The organism is Enterobacter sp. HSTU-ASh6 (assembly GCF_026319105.1).
GTDB classification, from domain to species: Bacteria; Pseudomonadota; Gammaproteobacteria; order Enterobacterales; family Enterobacteriaceae; genus Enterobacter; species Enterobacter sichuanensis.
Window position 1 is genome coordinate 1 of record NZ_WSPD01000015.1, and the last position, 20334, is coordinate 20334.

20 protein-coding genes and 6 pseudogenes are annotated in these 20334 nt (G+C 47.0%); all 26 read left to right on the plus strand.

The features are described from left to right. Positions 1 to 518: bacteriophage T4 gp5 trimerisation domain-containing protein (locus GM298_RS17145; protein WP_416347242.1), on the plus strand; the 518-nt coding region annotated here is incomplete at its 5' end. Beyond that, a complete protein-coding gene (locus GM298_RS17150) occupies positions 511 to 1005 on the plus strand; it encodes a hypothetical protein (protein ID WP_266154688.1) in 495 nt (164 codons plus the stop codon). The genes GM298_RS17145 and GM298_RS17150, both read left to right, overlap by 8 nt. 67 nt (positions 1006 to 1072) lie before the next feature. After that, entirely contained in the window at positions 1073 to 1636 is a 564-nt protein-coding gene (locus GM298_RS17155; RefSeq protein WP_266154690.1) for a hypothetical protein, read from the plus strand. 3 nt (positions 1637 to 1639) lie between these two features. After that, complete coding sequence (locus GM298_RS17160; RefSeq protein ID WP_266154692.1) at positions 1640 to 2716, plus strand: hypothetical protein; 1077 nt, start codon at positions 1640 to 1642, stop codon at positions 2714 to 2716. Between the two features lie 60 nt (positions 2717 to 2776). Continuing rightward, positions 2777 to 3217 (plus strand): DcrB-related protein, encoded by a 441-nt coding sequence (locus GM298_RS17165; RefSeq protein ID WP_025760310.1) that lies wholly within the window; start codon positions 2777 to 2779, stop codon positions 3215 to 3217. 3 nt (positions 3218 to 3220) lie between these two features. Next, positions 3221 to 7606 carry an RHS repeat-associated core domain-containing protein gene (locus tag GM298_RS17170; protein WP_266154696.1) on the plus strand — a complete coding sequence of 1462 codons (4386 nt, stop codon included), beginning with the start codon at positions 3221 to 3223 and terminating at the stop codon, positions 7604 to 7606. Then, a complete protein-coding gene (locus GM298_RS17175; RefSeq protein WP_259566168.1) occupies positions 7603 to 8082 on the plus strand; it encodes a hypothetical protein in 480 nt (159 codons plus the stop codon). The genes GM298_RS17170 and GM298_RS17175 overlap by 4 nt, the downstream gene beginning before the upstream one ends. A 25-nt stretch (positions 8083 to 8107) precedes the next feature. Further along, positions 8108 to 9286, plus strand: a pseudogene (locus GM298_RS17180) (RHS repeat-associated core domain-containing protein); the annotation flags it as partial. Positions 9287 to 9292: 6 nt separating this feature from the next. Then, complete coding sequence (locus tag GM298_RS17185; protein WP_047958882.1) at positions 9293 to 9649, plus strand: hypothetical protein; 357 nt, start codon at positions 9293 to 9295, stop codon at positions 9647 to 9649. A 221-nt stretch (positions 9650 to 9870) separates the two neighbouring features. Next, positions 9871 to 10165, plus strand: a pseudogene (locus tag GM298_RS17190) (YciI family protein). 101 nt (positions 10166 to 10266) lie between these two features. Next, positions 10267 to 11108, plus strand: a pseudogene (locus GM298_RS17195) (RHS repeat-associated core domain-containing protein); the annotation flags it as partial. Further along, positions 11108 to 11368, plus strand: coding sequence for a hypothetical protein (locus tag GM298_RS17200; protein WP_059387181.1), 261 nt, complete (start codon positions 11108 to 11110; stop codon positions 11366 to 11368). The pseudogene GM298_RS17195 and the gene GM298_RS17200, both read left to right, overlap by 1 nt. 427 nt (positions 11369 to 11795) lie before the next feature. Continuing rightward, positions 11796 to 11993, plus strand: a complete 198-nt coding sequence (locus GM298_RS23375) for a hypothetical protein (protein WP_072049167.1) — start codon at positions 11796 to 11798, stop codon at positions 11991 to 11993. A gap of 82 nt (positions 11994 to 12075) precedes the next feature. Further along, positions 12076 to 12768 (plus strand): Imm43 family immunity protein, encoded by a 693-nt coding sequence (locus tag GM298_RS17205; RefSeq protein ID WP_229293898.1) that lies wholly within the window; start codon positions 12076 to 12078, stop codon positions 12766 to 12768. Positions 12769 to 12955: 187 nt separating this feature from the next. Continuing rightward, a complete protein-coding gene (locus GM298_RS17210; protein WP_224752844.1) occupies positions 12956 to 13474 on the plus strand; it encodes a hypothetical protein in 519 nt (172 codons plus the stop codon). 229 nt (positions 13475 to 13703) lie between these two features. Next, positions 13704 to 14024 carry a hypothetical protein gene (locus GM298_RS17215; RefSeq protein ID WP_228117518.1) on the plus strand — a complete coding sequence of 107 codons (321 nt, stop codon included), beginning with the start codon at positions 13704 to 13706 and terminating at the stop codon, positions 14022 to 14024. 102 nt (positions 14025 to 14126) lie between these two features. Next, positions 14127 to 14228: a hypothetical protein gene (locus GM298_RS17220; protein ID WP_266154817.1), complete on the plus strand. Its 102-nt coding sequence runs from the start codon at positions 14127 to 14129 to the stop codon at positions 14226 to 14228. 81 nt (positions 14229 to 14309) lie between these two features. Further along, positions 14310 to 14627 carry a hypothetical protein gene (locus GM298_RS17225; protein WP_266154700.1) on the plus strand — a complete coding sequence of 106 codons (318 nt, stop codon included), beginning with the start codon at positions 14310 to 14312 and terminating at the stop codon, positions 14625 to 14627. Positions 14628 to 14629: 2 nt separating this feature from the next. After that, positions 14630 to 15079: a hypothetical protein gene (locus GM298_RS17230; RefSeq protein WP_266154701.1), complete on the plus strand. Its 450-nt coding sequence runs from the start codon at positions 14630 to 14632 to the stop codon at positions 15077 to 15079. 202 nt (positions 15080 to 15281) lie between these two features. After that, positions 15282 to 16070 carry an Appr-1-p processing protein gene (locus tag GM298_RS17235; RefSeq protein WP_047958877.1) on the plus strand — a complete coding sequence of 263 codons (789 nt, stop codon included), beginning with the start codon at positions 15282 to 15284 and terminating at the stop codon, positions 16068 to 16070. Between the two features lie 87 nt (positions 16071 to 16157). Beyond that, complete coding sequence (locus GM298_RS17240; protein WP_126801766.1) at positions 16158 to 16559, plus strand: hypothetical protein; 402 nt, start codon at positions 16158 to 16160, stop codon at positions 16557 to 16559. 147 nt (positions 16560 to 16706) lie between these two features. Continuing rightward, a pseudogene (locus tag GM298_RS17245) lies at positions 16707 to 17223 on the plus strand (HNH/endonuclease VII fold putative polymorphic toxin); the annotation flags it as partial. A gap of 3 nt (positions 17224 to 17226) precedes the next feature. Next, positions 17227 to 17616, plus strand: a complete 390-nt coding sequence (locus GM298_RS17250; RefSeq protein WP_266154707.1) for an Imm50 family immunity protein — start codon at positions 17227 to 17229, stop codon at positions 17614 to 17616. Between the two features lie 390 nt (positions 17617 to 18006). Beyond that, positions 18007 to 18613: pseudogene (locus GM298_RS17255) on the plus strand (RHS repeat domain-containing protein); the annotation flags it as partial. Between the two features lie 381 nt (positions 18614 to 18994). Beyond that, positions 18995 to 19468, plus strand: coding sequence for a hypothetical protein (locus tag GM298_RS17260; RefSeq protein WP_266154710.1), 474 nt, complete (start codon positions 18995 to 18997; stop codon positions 19466 to 19468). 107 nt (positions 19469 to 19575) lie between these two features. Then, a pseudogene (locus GM298_RS17265) lies at positions 19576 to 19971 on the plus strand (RHS repeat protein); the annotation flags it as partial. Positions 19972 to 20334: the final 363 nt, after the last annotated feature.

A 20334-nucleotide genomic window follows, 5' to 3' on the forward strand; every position in this document is an offset into this window, starting at 1 on the left:
GCCGGACAAAAGACGGCTCGGTCGACAACGCCAACGCCCTGCGGTTTGAGGACAAGGCGGGCGCGGAGCAGGTGTGGATCCAGGCCGAGCGTAATATGGATACCAGCATCAAGAATGATGAAACGCACAGCGTCGGCGGCGAGCGTAGCCATTACGTGAAGAAAAATGAGCTGCATCGCGTGGAGGCGAATCAGATCCAGGCGGTGAAAGGCGGGACTGAGATCCTGACGGGGAAAGGCAAGCTGGACGCGGCGGTGGAGCAGTACGTTATCGCTTCCGGAACAAAACTGAGGCTGGTCTCCGGTGAAAGCGCCATTGAGCTTAACGCGAACGGCAAAATTAGCCTGATCGGCAAAGAGTTTAACTTCTTTGTGGAAGGGGATGGCCATATTACGACGGGCGGTAAGCTACACCTGAATACCTCTGGCACAAAACCGGGTACCACGGCACCGGGCGCGGGACACAAAGGAGACATTGATGCGGCCGTTCAGGCGAAATTCACGACCAAAGGTGAGTAAAGCGGGAGCGGTGCTTGTCGCGTTATTAACGACGGGGATGGGTGGCGGAGACGTAAAAATAAACGATCTTTGGATCTTCGTTTCCAGGATGAGTGCTTCACTCAAAACGTTATCCGTTAAGAATCTGAGCGACGCGCCTCTGCCGTTTAAAATGATCAAAAATAATGAATATATTAACTTTTACAATACTGAAGATATCACTCTCACTGACGGAACGCACATAACCGCGATTGACTTACGTTTAAGTAAAGAACGCGACGGCGCGGCACCATTTCTCAGTTTTTCGCCCTCCGGCCGGTGCATAACGCTTGATGCCGTTAAACAGCACTACCAGCATCTGGAGTTAACTGACTATCCCCGAGGCCGCTCCGGGAATGAAGTGACCAGCTACACCGCGTCAAAAGACAAAAATGGAGAGAAAATAAGCTTTAGTTTCACTGTAAATAAACCTGATTGTCTGGACTCGGTTGTCATTAGCGCCGACTAAGACATCTCATTGTCATAAAAGGCCTTTTTCTCCTTCGGAGAACCGGGTAATAAAAATTCGATGAAAAATGATTAACGTGAAAATTCACATCCCAACATTTCTCGCTTTTACCGTGATATTTCTCTCTCTGAACTACTATGAGGTGCTTGCACACGATATACCACCGGTTTTAGTTAAACAGGATTTTACTGTGCAGCTGAAAGACCAGACGGTCTCATTGGGCGAAAGATGGACAGATGACGTTGCGCGTAAATTTGAGCTGCCGGTAGAGGGCCATTTTGTCGGTGAGGTTCCTTTTGACGAAACCCACTATAAATTCTACCAGCATCAAAAGACGGGGTTCGGCATTTATGTTTCCAATCTCTGGTGGGATAAAGCCGAACGCAGTATTGATGACTATATCGTGTCGCAGATTACGCTGACCGCAGGGGAGGGTAAAACGCCGCGCGGTATTCATGTGGGTTCATCTGCCGGGGAACTCAGCAGGGCATATGGCAATGGTCAGATTGAAAATGATGCCGGGGAACAATGGTGTTTTTATCAATTGGGTAACAGGCTGCTCTCTTTCGAGATTAAAGACGACAAGGTTGTGACAATAACAATGAATTACGACAATGGCGCCCGGGAGTAATTTGTGACCAGGAGATATTTGGCATGCGCATTGTTCACAGCGCTATTACTGGGCTCAGTTGCAACATCAGCCGCGCCTGAGCTATCGCAATATAATGCGCTCGATACCGTAAGCCGTATCGTGAACGACAGCGAAGTGAAAGAGACGCTCAGGAAGACGCTGGGTAGTGATTACGAGACGTTTATTAGCAACTTCGATGTCTTTGGCGAACCCCATGCCACCTCAGACGGAGGGCTGTTTGTTGAAGGCTGGCTAAAAGATCTTTATCTGGAAAATGCGTCCGCTTTGGTCGTTGAACCTGACGGCAAACTCTATACGGCCTGGGTCGTTCCTGAGTCAGACATTGTTCATTATCAGTCATCCGATCGTAGTCAGGTGGTGAATCCCGATATTCAGCAGTGGGCGACCAGATTCAAAGCGATGCATTTTGCAACGAACAGCCCGGCAAGACGCGCATTTGACGGGGTATGGACAGGCGAATCGGGAACCGACTCGACGTTAACCCTGCGGTTAGTGGAATCAGGCGACCGTATTTCCGGGTCTTATTGCTATATCTCTCAGAGAGGAAACCGCATCGATTGTCCTGCAGAGGATGAACGCAACCTAAGCGGTACGATTGCAGGCAATCGGGCGAACGTTAAGTTCGACTCCACGTTTGGCGGCGTAGATGGACAAGCAGTTCTGGAAATTAACGCAAGCAAAATGGAATGGCGTTTAGTGACGCCTCCTCAGAAAGGGAATTATTATGCGCCACTGCGTTATACGTTAAATAAAGCTGATCCCGTTCGTAACGCTGAAACCAGAAAGCTCGATACCGATAAGTTCACTATTTCTCTGGTAAATAAATGTGAGCGTTTCGAGAGTGAATGTAGCCAGATGTATTATCTCGGTGTACGTAAAAGTGATAACAGTACGATCGCCTTAAAAGGAAAAACACTGCAGGATCCCACAGGTAAAGTAATCGGCTCAAGCTATAAGAATAGTGAAGTTACCTATACCGTGACCTATGCACCACTGAAACTGGTTGTCAGCAAAGGCAGCCATATTTTAGTTGAGCAGCAAGGTCACTGGCTTAAATAATAAAATAGCCAGTCAAAAGTTCAACGTATCTCTCTCAATATCAATTATCCCGGATCCCCTATGAAATACACCCTCCAGGAAGGTTCATTTTCCCTTTTTCCTGCGGCCTGGCAGGATAACAGCATGAACATTATTCGCGATGACGAAAGCGGGCTGTCCGTGGTGGTCAGCCGCGGCGCTATCCCGGATGGCAGCGATTATGAGAAAGAGTTTCACCGCCAGTGGGATGTCCTGCGACCTCAAATGGGCGAGGTCGCCCAGAGCGAATTCCGGCACGTGAAAGCCGGGCCTGACGGCAAAATCACCGGTCTGGAAGTTGAAACCCACTTTGACCATAACGGGCAGCGCCTGTGGCAAAAACAGCTGGCCGTGCAGACGCCGGGCAAACCGGTATTGATGATTTTCACTCTCTCAGCACTCAGAGCATTTACCGAAGAGGACGAGGAGCGCTGGAGCGCGCTTAAGCAGAGTCTGACGCTAAACGACAACCGGAATGTGTAAGGCATGAGCGATAACAACGCGGCCCGTAAGGGCGACGAGATTATTCACTCCAGCATTTTTGCGGATATCACCAGCATTGTGGCGGAAGGTGCCGCTTATGCGGTGATCGGCGCGGCGGTGGGGGCAGCAGCTACCGTGGCGGCGCCATTGCTGGGAGCCGGTGCGGCAGCCGCAGGCGTGGCGGCGATTGGCTCCAGCTGTTTGCTCAGCGGCATCATTGGCGGCGTTCTGGCAAACGTGGCGGGGATCACAGACGATATCAGCAACGCCGCAGAGGGGTTAGGCAACGCGCTTTTCCCGCCGTCGCCTGCGGGTAAAATCACCACCGGCTCCAGCAACGTTCTGACCAATGCGCTCCCTGCCGCGCGCGCGGCAGGCACGCTGACGCCAGCAGATACCCCGTCACCTGAGCCGCAGTCACCGGGCAGCTTTGCCGATTACGCAGGCATGCTGCTTTCCGCTGCCGGACAGTTTGGCAGCGAAATGTGGCAGCCGAGCGTGGCGTCAGCCGCCGCGGGGACCTCGCCGCTGGAAGAAGACAAGGTGGCGTGCGAAAAGCACTCCGGACCGCAGTACCTGGCGGAAGGTTCAAAAAGCGTTTTCATCAACGGCCAGCCTGCGGTGCGTGCGAAAGATCGCACCACCTGTGAAGGGACCGTTTCCGATGACGTCTCCCCGAACGTGATTATTGGCGGCGACACGCTCACGGTTCGCGATATTAAAAGCGGCAAAACCCCAGGCCTGGCGCTGGGGATGATTGCGCTCTCGTTGCTGCGCGGTCGTCCGGGCAAGATTTTGAAAAACATGCCCTGCGCGCTGGCGGCAGCCGGCGGCGGGATGCTGGCCGATATGGCCGTCAATGCCGTGTTTGGCTCTTCGCACCCGGTTCACGCCGCCACCGGCGTGAAGGTGCTGAACGACGATGATGAACTCGATTTCTCGCTGCCGGGGCGCTTCCCGCTTCGCTGGCAGCGCAGCTACAACAGCCTGACCACCCGCGAAGGGCTGTTTGGCCTGGGCTGGGCTACCTCTTTTGACAGCTATCTGACGCTGGAAGAGAACAGCGCGACCTGGTTCGACGAAACCGGACGCGAGCTGAGCTTTGAACTGCCTCCTGTCGACCGGGCGTTTTACAGCATCAGCGAAGGCATTATCATCCGCCGCAATGAGAGCGGCGACGTGGCAATTGCCGACGATGACGGCGCGGTGTGGCGTCTGTACAAACCGACCCGCGCCAACCCCTCCATCCTGCGTCTGGCCTCGCTGAGCGATGAATACGGCAACGCCCTGCTGACCGAGTGGGATGAGCACGGACGTCTGGTTGGTCTTCACGATGAGCCACGGGCGATAGATGTCACCCTGCGCTATGAGGACGAACGGTTCCCGCAGCGCGTGACCGCAGCCAGCCATTTCGACGGCGACCGTACCTGGCCGCTGATGCAGTGGGGTTACGACGCACGCGGTCAGCTGTCGAGCGCGACGGATGCCTCCGGCGTCGTCACCCGCGAATACCGCTATAACGACCACTGCCTGATGGTCTGGCACCGCCTGCCGGGTGGGCTGGAGAGCGAGTACCGCTGGCAAAAATTTGACCACTGGCGCGTGGTGGAAAACCGCACCAGCACCGGCGACGGCTGCCGCTTTAGCTACGATTTGGCCGCCGGGCTGACGACCGTCGAGCACTATGATGGTCAGAAGCGTCAGCACTACTGGAATGCGCAGAGCCTGATTGTCCGCTACGTAGACGAGCGCGGTGAAAACTGGCGCTACGAGTGGGATGACAACGAACTTCTGACGCGTCGCATCGATCCGCTGGGTAACGCCGTCACCTTTATTTATGACGAGATGGGCAACCGGGTGCAGGAAATCGACGCCGACGGTAATGCCCGCACCACCACCTGGCTGGAACATCGCGCGTTGCCGTCAGCCATCATTGAAGCCGACGGCAGCGCTACCCGGTTCTGGTACGACGAACATCACGGCCTGCAGCGCGTGGTGGACCCGATGGGGCAGACGACGCTGCTGCACCGGGACGCGTTTGGTCAGGTCGTTGAGGAGGTCGATGCCGCCGGCAACAGCCGCCACCAGGAGTACAACGAGGCGGGACAGGTGGTGCGCGCGACGGACTGCTCTGGCCGCACAACCCGCTATCGCTATTATCCGCTGGGCTGGCTGGAGAGCGAGACGGGCGCTGACGGCGAAGAGACGCGCTATCGCTACGACGCCGCAGGGCGCCCGGTGCAGCTCGATCGTCCCGAAGGCTGGACGGAATCGCTCAAATGGAACGCACGCGGCCTGCCGGTGAAGCATGCCGGCGCTGATGGTAAAGAAAGCGAGTTCAGATACGATGAGGCAGGACGCTTAACCACCACGCGTAATACGCAGGGTGAGGAAGTTCGCCGCCGCTGGGACAGTCGCGGGCGTCTGATTGCCCTTGAAAACGAGAACGGCGAAGCGTATCAGTTCCGCTGGGGGCCAGACTCGCTGCTGCTGGAAGAGGTGGGGCTGGATGGCGTGGCCTCGCAATATCGCTATGACGCCTGCGGACGCACGATTTCGCGCACCTTTGCCGCCGGGCATCCGGAGGCCATCACCCACGCCTTCGCCTGGAGCGCGAGTGGCCAGCTGGTCGCCCGCACCACGCCGGAAGGACAGACCCGCTACCACTACACTCCGTCCGGGCTGTTAAGCCGGATTGGGCTGCATCCTGCGCTTGCAGCCGACGCGTGGAGCACCGAGGCAGAGCAGGAGCTTGCCTTCGAATATGACGCACTCGGTCGCGTGACGCGCGAAGCGGGCGAGCACGGTGAGCTGGCGTGGGAGTATGACGCGCTGGGCAACCGCACCTCCGTCACGCTGCCCGATGGCCGCGAGCTGAAGCAGTTCTACTACGGTAGCGGGCATCTGCTCAGCATTGCTCTCGACAAGCTGTCGGTCTCCGATTTTACTCGCGACGAACTCCACCGTGAGACCAGCCGCACCCAGGGGCTGTTGACCACCCGCAGCGAGTACGACCGCCTCGGCCGACTGCACCGCCGGGACGTCTTTACCGGCAATGCCCAGCGCCCGTCGCCGCGCCGCTGGTCCCGCCGCTGGGATTACGACTACCGCAATAACCTGGTGCGAGAAGAGCGGGACGATAACCCGTTCAGCTGGTACCGCTGGCAGTACGACAGCGCCGGGCGCCTGCTCGTTCAGGACGGCACGCTGCCTGGCCAGGAGCAGTGGCGCTGGGATGCAGCCGGTAACCCGCTGGAAGGTTCTGCTGAGAAGGTCACGCACAACCGCCTGACGCAGCTGAACGGCATTCGCTGGCGTTATGACATCCACGGCCGCACCGTGGAGAAGGATAACGGCCAGACGCGCTGGCACTACCGGTACGACGGCGAACACCGCCTGACGGAGGTTATCAGCCAGCCGCGGGATCGCAACAGGCCGCAGACGCAGGTCAGCTTCCGCTACGACCCGCTCGGACGCCGCATCAGCAAAACGCGCCAGCAGATGCTGGGCGGTCAGCCAACCGGCAAGCCGGTGACCACCCGGTTTGTCTGGGAAGGGTTCCGCCTGCTGCAGGAGCTGCGTGGAGACGTGCCGCTGACCTACGTCTACAGCGACCAGGACAGCTACGACCCGCTGGCGCGTATTGACGGCGTTGATGCCCCGGAGATCTTCTGGTTCCACTGCCAGCCCAACGGCACGCCGGAGCGGATGACGGATAGCGAAGGGCATGTGTGCTGGGAAGGCGTGAACAGCGCCTGGGGCAAGCTGCTGCGGGAAAGCGAAACGCAGTTATCAGGATATTCCCAGAACCTGCGGATGCAGGGGCAATACCTGGACCGAGAGACAGGGCTGCACTACAATCTGTTCCGGTATTATGACCCGGACTGCGGACGGTTTACGCAGCAGGACCCGATAGGGCTGGCGGGGGGGATAAACCTTTACCAGTATGCGCCGAATGCGCTGGGGTGGGTGGATCCGTGGGGGTTGAGCCGTAAATGTAAGGACCCATCTAAAGAAGCTACGAGATGGCAAGGTCAAGGTGATTACAAAGGTATAGATGTCTACAAAAACAGGAAACTGAAAAAAGGCACGATTCTGTATGCATTATATCCAAACGGTGATACTCCTCCATCATATGCAGTGACTTATCCAACCGTTAGGCAAAATAAAGGAAATGCTATAGGCTACCATGAAGCACTTCAGGTTAAAATAGATCCTCATCGTACATTAAGAACGCAAGTTAGAGCTTATTATGTAAGTGAGGATATTGATGTAGCATATGGAAGAGCATTGGCTAATGAGATATATGGTCGAGGGGGTGGGATGCAATTCTTTATCCCTGAGGAATTTAGAAATCTATTGATACCGGGGAAGGTCATTAGCATATGATTAATTTTAAAATTAACGTGGTAAATGGTAAGGTTGAGTTAGACAATAAATGTCTTTTAATACAAAGGGAGGATGAATTTATAACTTCTGATCTTTACAAATATCTTGAATCAGAAAATAAAATGCAGAAATTAATTCCCCATCATTATACAGTTAATACCGTTCTTTGGTCGGGAAAGGAATTCGAGATTATAATACAACCATTATGCTTCAGTAATTTGCCATTTACGGTGCAATTAATTTATAAAGAGGGAGTGTATTATAAAGCAATAAATGATTGGAATAAGGTTTCTAACATTGATATGCTAAATAAAGAAGTCGAATTTTTATATCAATGGGTGTCGGGTGAATATGATCTTGGCAAACCAGATGAAAAAGAAAAACATAGTATAATGTGGCACTTGGAATGGGGTGATATAACTATTTGCTATGATATTAAATCATTTAATTGCGGCATTTATTTAACGTGGAATTAACTATTAAATAAGGTTGTCATATTGTGCTGATAACCCGCTTGAAGGTTCCGCTGAGAAGGTCACGCACAACTGCCTGACGCAGCTGAACGGCATTCGCTGGCGTTATGACATCCACGACCGCACCGTGGAGAAGGATAACGGCCAGACCCGCTGGCACTACCGCTACGACGGCGAACACCGCCTGACGGAAGTCATCAGCCAGCCGCGGGATCGCAACAAACCGCAGACGCAGGCCAGCTTCCGCTACGATCCGCTCGGTCGCCGCATCAGAAAAACGCGCCAGCAGATGCTGGGCGGTCAGCCAACCGGCAAGCCGGTGACCACCCGGTTTGTCTGGGAAGGGTTCCGGCTGCTGCAGGAAGTGCACGGGGATGTGCCGCTGACCTACGTTTACAGCGATCAGGACAGCTACGACCCGCAGGCGCGTATTGACGGCGTTGATGACCCGGAGATCTTCTGGTTCCACTGCCAGCCGAACGGCACGCCGGAGCGGATGACGGATAGCGAAGGGCAGGTGTGCTGGGAAGGGGTCAACAGCGCCTGGGGCAAGCTGCTACGGGAAAGCGAGGCGCAGGTATCAGGATATTCTCAGAACCTGCGTATGCAGGGGCAATACCTGGACCGTGAGACAGGGCTGCACTACAATCTGTTCCGGTATTACGACCCGGACTGCGGACGGTTTACGCAGCAGGACCCGATAGGGCTGGCGGGGGGGATTAATCTTTACCAGTATGCGCCGAATGCGCTGAAATATATTGATCCTCTTGGCTTATCATCAACGACTTTCTATCATGCTGGTGATATTCGGGGCGAGATTAATCCTTCTATGGGGAGGCATGGATTAGATTTTAATCCTTCTAATCAAGGTGGTTTTTACGTAACTACTGATAAATCACAGGCTATTGAATGGGCAGAGCTGAGAGGACATCCAACTATAACGCAATTTGATATACCGAATTCAGAACTCGATAAACTAAATATAAAAGTATTTGAGTCTGCTGATAATGAATGGGCTAAATTTGTAACTCAGGGTAGAGCCAACACACTTGCACATAGTTATGATGCTGTAAGTGGACCAATGTTAGCAAACCCAGGTGCTGTAAAAAAAGGAGGAAAGGCTAAGCCCATAGGTTCACAGCTTGCTATTTTCTCAAATAAAGCAGCAGCCGTGTTTGATCGTTATAAAGTAAAAAAAAAGGTGTAAAGGTCAATGAATATTATCGATGGTATCCAATTCAGTAATTCTAATGAAAGTGTTATTTTTAATTACTATAGTTGGGTTGAGTTGATTAAAGCGATTATTGTTAAATATGCGAATAAAACAGAGAGTGAGGCTGAACGTATAGTATTAGCCTCTCCACTTGTTCGTATTAAGGAAAATGATTACATGTCTGTCGCTTTGCGCAGTCATGAAAGTGAGTATCATTGGGCAATGTTAATTGCTTATGGTGATCAATATTGGACAAAGGGAGTTTCTCCAGATGAACCTGACGGATACTTTGAGTGGGAAAAAGAATACAGAGAAAAAAATAATCTGGCAGAAGATAACTTTATTTTTAGTGATTAGGTTAAATAAAAAATTTAAGAAGTAATATCTTGTCAGTTTTATTGTATATTATGGCATTATTATGTTGAGGCATATAGTAATATCTCGTAGTGATCCCTTTTTAAGACTTAAAGCTCCGCTAAGAATTATAATGTAATCATATGCTATAAGTGGATTCGTCTCTGTAAAACCAACGGAAGATTTAATTATTACTTGCGATAAGACAAACTGAGAGGCAAAGGATGAGCACAGTTTACGAAGTTATTTTAGCCCTATATAAAACCACTCGAAGAAATCGACGAAGCGATACCTGCTCATGTGGAGTGGCTTAAAAAGGGGTACGCAGAGGGGATTTTCCTGACATCCGGTAGAGGGATCCCAAGAAACGGTAGTGTCATTCTCGCTAAATGCGAGAGTCTTGCTTCTCTTGAAGAGCTCTTACGCGAGGATCCTTTTCAGAGGTTAAAGCTTGCGACTGTTGAGATCATTCCCTTTGAACCCAGTATGAAGACAGAACTCTTAGACAATGTGTTTTGACCCCGCAATAAAAAAACACGCCAGGGCGTGGTTTTTTTCATTCAAGACGACTCAGACGTTGAACAGGAAGTTCATCACGTCGCCATCTTTAACGATGTAATCTTTATCGACGGGACATCTTTACCGGCAATGCCCAACGCCCGTCGCCGCGCCTCTGGTCCCGCCGCTGGTAACCCGTTAGAGGGCGCTGGAGAGAAGATTGCCCATAACCGGGTCACGCAACTGAACGGTATTCGCTGGCGCTATGACATCCACGGCCGTACCGTAGAGAAGGATAACGGCCAGATCCGGCACTACCGGTACGATGGCGAACACCGCCTGGGGCAAGCTGTTGCGGGAGAGCGAGACGCAGGGATCAGGATATTCTCAGAACCTGCGGATGCAGGGGCAATACCTGGACCGTGAGACAGGACTGCACGACAATCTGTTCCGGTATTACGACCCGGACTGCGGACGGTTTACGCAGCAGGACCCGATAGGGCTGGCGGGGGGGATAAACCTATACCAGTATGCGCCGAATGCGCTGGGGTGGGTGGATCCGTGGGGGTTAAGCCGAAGCAATACAGGGAAAAAACCAGGGCCGCAACTTCCTGGAGGAATTGCAGAAACATTTGATAAAAGCGTTTATAAAAACAGGCAGCTGAAAAGAAACGAGACTTTTTATAAATATCATGGTGTAAATAATAGAACAGGAAGAAAAATTTCTTGGCTGACAAATGAAAAATACAATTCCGAGGAGGTTTTGCGAGAAAAGCTAGCTATTCGCCATGATTGGGGTGTTAATATTACTAATGTATCAGAGTTTAGAGTTCCTAAAGGAACGTGGGTGAGTGAAGGTCCTGCTGCAGCTCAAGGGGCAGGATATCCTGGGATGGGATACCAGGCTGTGGTATCAAATCTTCCAAGAGCATGGGTGGTTAAAACTTTAAGGGTTCCCTGGTAATGAAATTGAATAACTTAAAAAATGCACTTGAAAAAATAATTTTTGAACTTAATGCCAATGGTAAACATGAATCGGCAAATTTTTTTCAAACTCGTTATGAACAGATAATAATTTTTGGAGACAAAATTCCATTTGAAATAATTGAAAGTCTGTCAACATGCAGAGCTATGGCTCAATACGCAAACTTTTCCCTCAGGGAAGAAAAGCTTTTAGATGATGTTGTTAATTACGCACTTGATATTAAAAAAATGACGCCCTGATATTAAGCAAAGAGAAGGATTGATTTTTGCGAGGTTATAATTAAGCAGCGTCTGTTTTTGAAGTGCTCACTCAAACAACAAAAAAACAGATAATTTTTAATAAAAGAACACTATTGGCTGGCTTAATATATTAAAATCAAAGCCAGCATCAATCAATTCATCTGCGTGCTGGCGAAATTAACCATCGAAGCAGTCTTGCACCATTCCTTTACAATTTCGCACACTAAATCATGATGATAGACACTGTTCTTTTGAGGATTTGTTGGCCTTATTATTTTTGAGTGCGATTAGGCTCTAAAACTGTCTGATAAGAGCTATTGCTGCATACGCGTATTGACGGCGTTGATGCCCCGGAGATTTTCTGGTTCCACTTCCAGCCGAACGGCACGCCGGAGCGAATTCTGCTCACCATGTTATACCCGTTGAGGTGTGGAAAGAGGAGCAATCATTCTTCAATAATATTGGCATCGGAAAAGACATGAACTCTGCGTTTAATGGTATTAATTTTCCAGGTAGCGCATCAGCGATGAAACAAGATGCAGGGAAATGTATGGATATCTTCCATAGCAGTAATTATCATAACTATAGTGACATTCTCCGTCGGCGCATTGCTCGTGTTGAGTAACGATATATTTCTGGAAGATTAGATGCTAAAGGGGCGAGGAGGCGGATCCAGATTGATATGAAGAATAAAATTTGGATGGGTCATGTTCCCACAAAAAAATCAGGGGAATGAATTAATGTCCTATTATGTGATCATGAATGACTTTGAATCATCACTCATGCCAAGAAATTTACAGGGCATGGTTGATGAAAGATTACAGGTTAATGAAAACTGGGAAATAGAAGGCTCTGCCTTTCCCTTCCCTTATCGAATAACAGACGATGCATGCCCAGACCATATTTATTTGTTGTGCAATAAAAATGTTGGGGCTTTGAAATTTGACTATTATAAAAAAGACTTTGGACACTTGATGGATAAGTCTTTATTTTCGATTTTTGAAAATTATAAGCACAATGTTTTTTTTGGCCGAGATATTACACCAGTTTCGATTGGGAATGGTCAAGTTCTTCGGGATGATTTTAAATATGCATATTTTCCAGGCGGCGATGTTATAGATAAGGATAAATCTATTCTCGAAGAGGATAAGTTCGGAGATACCATACCTTTTAAAATTGAATTCAAGGATGATGCACTAGAAAATGATATACTTTCGTTGAACGACACATTGTTAGGTGGTTTTATCATTGTTAAACAAGAGGTCAAGGAAGTTATAGACAGTAAAGGATTCCGGGGGCTGAAACTTGTTCCACTGGAAAATGCTTTAGACGTTTTTTGTGAAGATTATTTCTACGAAATACACTCAAATCGTAAAAGAAAGGGCAATAAACTACCTTAATATTGAAGGGTGTCGTGCCATTATTGATTCTTTGTTTTTTTTTAATGGCGCGAAGAAGTTCTTTGGATTATGAGTACATTTTTCAACTATGGATATGGTAATTTTAAGCGTAGCCAATAATGATAACTCTTAAAGAGGAATAATGCATATAAAAAATACTATCCAAGACTTTGTCAAGAAATTCAAAATGAATGATTTAAATATGGGAGAGATAGACTATGCAGACGATGAAAATGAAACTTCTTTTCCTGTAAATTTAAATGGTGAAATTCGATTTTTTTATAGCCATTTGATTTTAAATGACCACCCAACATTTGATGGCGCATTCATTATACAGATTGTTGAGCCCCAAGAGCTTAATAAAATGTTATCAGGCTGGCGAGTTCAAAATGACACGACCTGGCGCGATGAATATATAATCTTTGCTGAACGAAATGGAGATGTTCTTTTTTGTGATACCCAAAATATCACATCTCCTGTTTATGGTAGTATTCAAAAAAGAAATTTCATTATTTCCAATTCGTTAGCCGACTTTTTGGATGCTTTTTGTTCTGCCATTGAGATCGAACAAAGTAAATATGATGGTGATGCTACAGATGATGATTTTAATTTCAGAGAGGACTTTCTGGAAGATATCGATTTAATGCTAAAAAGCAAGCTTAAGGATGTTGAGGCGGAAGGTTTTAAGCAATTCTTTTTTGGCTAGGTTAATAATAAAAACTAACACTTTTAGAACCCTCCTTACTTCTGACAACATTTTTCGCTTAAAACCACTTTTATATAGGCAAGGAGGTCTCTTTTCGATTGATAATGAATAAGCATATGAAAAACGGTTTCGATAAATTTGATGAAAAAGTTACATCTCTTGTAGAAAAAGGAAACGAGTTCCATTTAAATGGGCCTCACCTAGTGAAGTTGCTGATCAGATGTGGAAAATGACAACAAAAACAGATGGTAAATCGATTATTTTCAAATTGGGTGATGGAATAAAAAAGTACTGGAGTAATATTGTTATGAATACTAAAGGAATAAATACTAGAGACGATTTTATTAAATTTCTTGAGAATTTATCTTCAAATGCCAGAAATAACCTAAGTGAGTGGGAGAGCAAAGACTTACCCTCATATTTTGAATCGATGGCATCTTGGGTTGAAGATATGGATGGATATTATTTAAATCAAAAATTACCTGTTCCAGAAAATGTTAACTGGACATTTATTGCAGATATTTTAATGGCTGCAAGAGTTTATGAATAATATTCAATAATAACTGGCCGGGAAGAGCATCAAATCTTCCCGGCTTTTTATTATTTAACGTGTTAAAAAGTATGATGGCGTCCGAATCGTTCCGATGACCCGATAGGTTTTAATGGCGGTATAAATACTTACGTTTACGCCACTAATCCGTTTAATTGGGTTGATCCATTAGGATTGAAAGCGAAGTGTGCACCGACTCGATAAAATGACCATAACCATGCGGCATTTGGTAAGCAGTGGCAAGGAAGAGGGATTTATCAAGGCCGTTATTCTTGGTCAAACACAATGCTTAAAGAAGGCGATATTGTTTATAGTGGAGCACCTGGTCAGTCAGGATTTTATTTCGACAAAGCCACTTTAGAAGCTGCTAATGGTAGTCGACAAAAATTATGGGAAAGTTTACAAGTTCTACCTCATGAAAAATATGGGTTTAGAAGTAAGATTCAGATGTATAGAGTCAAACGAGATGCTATTGCTGGTACGGGACAAGCTTTGTCACCAGATACTGAAATGTTAGGAAGCGGTGGCGGTACCCAATTCTTCCTTTCGAATTATAAAAAAGTTCTGGAACCTATTGGTCTTCCATTTGATATTGGGATGTAAAAATGAATTTTGACGCAGAAACTGGTGTTCTTAAATTTAATAAAAGGGTTCTATTAGGACCAAGAGTTACTAAGACAGAGTTGTTTAATAATACAAATGTAAGGTGGGAGGGGTGGCCTGAAAAAAAAGACAATAAAACAGTCTCATACAGAACTATCATTAAAGGTGACCATGAGTTCGGAGATATATATCTAATAATTGACTTCTTGGTTCCCAATGATCCTAACTCAATAATTCGCAGTTGGCGCTTCGCCCCAGAAAAATTATTGATGGGAAAACAGAATAGACCCGAAGGGAAAGTCACCCGATGTTTAAGGGAATGGTTCAAAACTAAATCTACTATTGTTCTTCCTGTATCAAGGGAGTGGGGACATGTTGATGCTGCTTATGACCCTCATAACCTAACAGGAACAATTCTCTGCCACTATTGCTTAGACCCTCATGAATTGTAAGTGGAGAACTGGTAAAATATATGATTCAATTGAAGTTACTTATATGACTATATCATAGTGTTTCCAATATAAATTGGACAGTTGCCATCCTAAGCGAGAAAATAAAAAGGTATAAGCCATTTTGTTGACATAGATGTTACTGGCCTGGATGTAATTGAACCCCGGAAAAATACATTCTTTATCTTAAACACAAAAGATCTTGATGTCTCCGAAAGAATTGTTAAAAGTGCGAGGAGTTGTGGTTGATGTGAAAAAATACTATAAAGGTAACGTTGATTTTATTGCAGGTGAAGGAATTATTCTCAATGAATTCATAGGGGAGGTGGCCACACGACAAATAAATATTATAGATGGCGATTGTTATGCATCTTCCTCTTTGCTTGATAAAAACGAGAAAGTTGGTTTTCTGCTGTATGATGGTAAAAAAAGCGATCTGGACTTAAGTGATACTGAAGAAATTTCGAATGAGGAATTTGAAACTTTCTGGAAAACATCAACGAGTTCATTGCAAGAAAAAAAACAAATAAAGCTCTTGTCTGGAAATGCTGTGGAACCTTTGAAAAAATCCATAGTTATTGCTCACATTGTGAATAATAAAGGGAAATGGGGTAAAGGCTTTGTTCTGTCTCTTTCAAATAAATATCCTTCTGCAAAGGAATACTATCTCAATAGCTTCAATGGAAATAACATCCCAGAATTAGGTACGGTTGATTTTGTCTTGGTTGATGCTAAAGAACAGATATTTATTGCTAATATGTATGCACAAGATGGTATTAAGAAAAATGTCAATGACAAAAACCAATACGTATGTTATGCATCCCTGGAAGTTTGTCTTGAAAAGTTATCTGACTTTGCTTTAGTAAATCGCCTTTCAGTACAAATGCCAAGAATAGGCGCTGGCCTCGGTGGAGGTGATTGGGATGTTATAGAGTCATTGATACTTAAAAAGATTTGCTATAAGATGATCGATTGCAATGTAATAATTTTATAATATAAAATGATTATTTAGTAATGCATTTTATTGAATTCGATTGTTACTTAGAAAAGGATTTTTAATTAAAAGGACAGGCGCTTGAGTATGAAAATATCTATAACAAATACTATTGAAAAAGGAAACGAGTTACACGACAGCCAAAAATACGCCGAGGCTTTAGAACAATACCAAAAGGCCTGGCAAGCCCTTCCTGAACCAAAGTCCGAATCAGAATTTGCCAACTGGATCTCTGCATGCATGTACAGCGCATATTTTGATCTTGCGGACTACGTTGAGGCAAAGAAATGGGGAGAGACGGCTTTACGGACACGTGGATCGGATATAGACACTGCACCGTTAATCGACTTGGGTATGGTCTGTTACGAGTTGAATCAATTCGATGAAGCGTATAAATATTTTAACGATGCTTATAACTACGGCAGAGAGCGTGCTTTTCAGGATAGACCTAAAAAATATCTTGAGTTCTATCTGCGTAAGAAGGCGTAAGAACAGTAATTTTTACCATTCAAAACAAACCAAACGTTAAATAAGAAGTGAAGCATTACGTCCCATTCACTATGTAATATTCTTCTCTGGCACGCATTTTCCTGCTTCCTTCGTTCCTTGTTCACCATGTTCTCGACAGACTGTCAGTATAACAGCGACGAACTCCCCCGTGAGAACTGTCGCCCCTATGACTGCTGACCACCCGCAGCGAGTACGACCGTCTCGGCCGCCTGCATCGCCTGGATGTCTTCATCGTCAACGCCCAGCGCCCGTCGCCGCGCCGCTGGTCTTGCGCTTGCATTACGACAGCGCCCGGCACCTTCTGGTTCAGGACGTCACGCTGCCGGGCCAGGAGCAATGGCGCTGGGATACGGCCGGTAACCCGTTAGAGGGCGTTGGAGAGAAGAATGCCCATTCCAGACCAGATCTGTTAGATGGGGAAGGCAACAAAATACTAAATACAAAAGGTTTACCGATAAAAACTCGACAATATGAATTTAGGGACTCAAATAACATGCCTGTTTTTATCCAGGAACATAGTTTAGGGCATGATAAAGCAACCTCAGGTCATGGTGCTGAACCTCATTTCAATGTTAGGCCGCCTCAAAATTTGAATACAGGTAGCGTTCCGGGTAGTCATGGTCATTATAATTTCGAGAGTTAATAAATGTGGTTTGACAACGCAATAGGGAAAGAAAAAATTAATTTCATGTTTGATGGGGAGTTAAGCATGGAATTAGTCGAGTTCGATGGTTTTACCTTCGAAAGGTTTTCTGATATTTCATGTCGATTTTTTACAAGAAAAATCCCATCTTGCTACCCAAAAAAATGGAAAGAGAGTGAATTTAATGCCCTTTGTATTGTGTTGACATTTGGGGATGTAGTTGAACTTGATGTTAAAGGAATGAAGGTGGGTTTTGTTTGCTCTCCTGTAATTATTTCAACAGAAAATCATAGTAAAATATCTATAACAGATGAAAAATTAAATTTCCATTGTCAATCAAAATTTCTTACAATTGAAGGTATCACACCTTATCTGGACGAGCGTTGGGATTGACGAGAATAAAGATGTAGAGCTAATAAATGCATATATGTTTTATGCACGCCATTTGAAATTTAATATTGTTTTTTTGCGTGTGTGTTATCAACGTTTAGTAAAGTATTATCCCCACTGCAATCGTTAGTCATTTACGCTGCGAGATGACCGCGAGTTGAAGCAATCCAACTACGACAGAGGGGGGATATTCAGTATGGTCACAGCGATTACGGCTTTCCTGATTTACCGTATCGTCGAGGCATCCCTCTCTACAATGTACATGTTTATGATCAGCGAAGTTAACCCTCCCGTGGGTATTAAAGTTACCTGTAATACGACTACCGCAATAACCTGGCACGGTAAGAGCGGGACGGTTGCCTGCTTGAAGGATCTGCAGAGAAGGTCACGTACAACCGCCTGACGGAAGTGATCAGCCAGCCGCGGAATCGCAACAGGCCGCAGACGCAGGTCAGCATCCGCTACGACCCGCTCGGACGCTGCATTAGCAAAACGCGCCAGCAGAGGCTGGGCGGACAGCAAATCGGCAAGCCCCTCACCACCCGGTTTTTCTGGGAAGGGTTCCGCCTGCTGCATGAGCTGCATGGAGACGTGCCGGTGATTTACGTCTAAAGCGACCATGACAGCTACGACCCGCTGGCGCGTATTGATGGCGTTGATGCCCCGGAGATCTTCTGGTTCCACTGCCAGTCCAACGGCACGCCAGAGCGGATGACGGATATCGAAGGGCAGGTGCGCTGGGAAGGGGTGAACAGCGCCTGGAGCAAGCTGCTGCGGGAAAGCGAGACGCAGGGATCAGGATATTCCCAGAACCTGCGGATGCAGGGGCAATGCCTGGACCGTGAGACAGGGCTGCACGACAATCTGTTCCGGTATAACGACCCGGACTGCGAACGGTTTACGCAGCAGGACCCGATAGGGCTGGCGGGGGGGGATAAATCTTTACCTGTATGCGCTGAATGCGCTGGGGTGGGTTGATCCGTGGGGGTTGAAATGCAAGTTAAAAAAATGACTTACTGCCTGGACAATCACATCACTTATATCAGGATGCTACATTCCGTGGCATTATACCTACTAATAGTGGAGCGGCGATCAAATTAGAAGGTAATGCGTTTACTCCACCAGGTACTCCGCACTATGAAGCTCATAAATCTTTAGAACAGTTTTGGAATCAATTTAGGAAAGGCGGCGCTTCATACCGAGAAATGCCTTCCAACCTCCAATATACTCAGGCATTGAAGCATTCACTGGAGGCGGCAGGATTACCAGCAAATCAGGTTAAAGAAGCTGTAAGGTATAGTATTCAAAATCGAATAGAACATGGTGCGCTTGGTGGCATGAACGTACCTAGGATCTCCGGAAGAATAAATCAGGTTAAAACATGAAAATATCCCAGTTAGCAATAGACAGGTTAAATAAAATTAATTGGTTTGTTAATCTTGGTATGGCGACGACACTCCTCGGGGTTATCCAAACTAAGTCCCTTAGCTTATTTATAAAAGGCTTGAAAAGTGATGAATGGGAAAGTGCCACTTTGGAGGCTGGTAATGAAATAACGGGTTTTCTCGCAAAAAAACATACTAGCAAATATCAATACTGGAACTCTTTGGTCAAAGACGCTAAGAAAGTTGTGGAGAATGATATTATCCCAAAAATCACTTTCCCACAGTCTGAGATAGTTACAATGACTGAGAGCTTAAAATGGGACCTTATGAATTTCTTGCTTGAAGATGCGTATAGTTCTCTACTACAAGAGCCATTCTTTTTTGACGGATTAATTAGTGTTTATGAAGCTGGGCATATGCCCTGTGGATGGTCAGGTACTTGGCCAGCGGGAAAACTGGTTATTTATTGATACATTGCCCGCAATAAAAAATCCACGCTAAGCTTGGATTATTTCATTCAAAACATATCAAACGTTAAACAAGAAGTTCATCACGTCGCCATCTTTAACGATGTAATCTTTATCGACGGGACATCTTTACCGGCAATGCCCAACGCCCGTCGCCGCGCCGCTGGTCCCGCCGCTGGGATTACGACTACCGTAATAACCTGGTGCGGGAAGTACGGGACGATAACCCGTTTAACTGGTACCGCTGGCAGTACGACAGCGCCGGGCGCCTGCTCGTTAAGGACGGCATGCTGCCCGGTCAGGAGCATTGGCGCTGGGATGCGGCTGGTAATCCGTTAGAGGGCGCTGGAAAGAAGACTGCCCATAACTGGGTCACGCAACTGAACGGTATTCAGTAGCGTTATGACATCCACGGCCGTACCGTAGAGAAGGATAACGGCCAGATCCGGCACTACCGGTACGACGGCGAACACCGCCTGGGGCAAGCAGCTCCGGTAGAGCGAGACGCAGGGATCAGGATATTCCCAGAACGAGCGGATGCAGGGGCAACACCTGCATTGTGAGAGAGTTGCACGACAATCTGTTCATGTATTACGACCGGCTGGCGGGGGGATAAATCTTTACCAGTATGCGCCGAATGCGCTGGGGGGGAGCCTATAGGTTTAACCGCTTGCAAAAATGGAAGCCCTAAACGGTCAGTGAGAAACATGTCATTTGCTGACTGGATTAAAAGAAAGGCAAAAGGTGGGAATAATACCCATGTGTATTTAGGATTTAGAATCACTGAAGAAGGCTAAATCGCGGTCATGCACGGAGCATAGAATAAGCAGTTATTCACAATAATTCCCATTTTGAAAATTCTATCAATA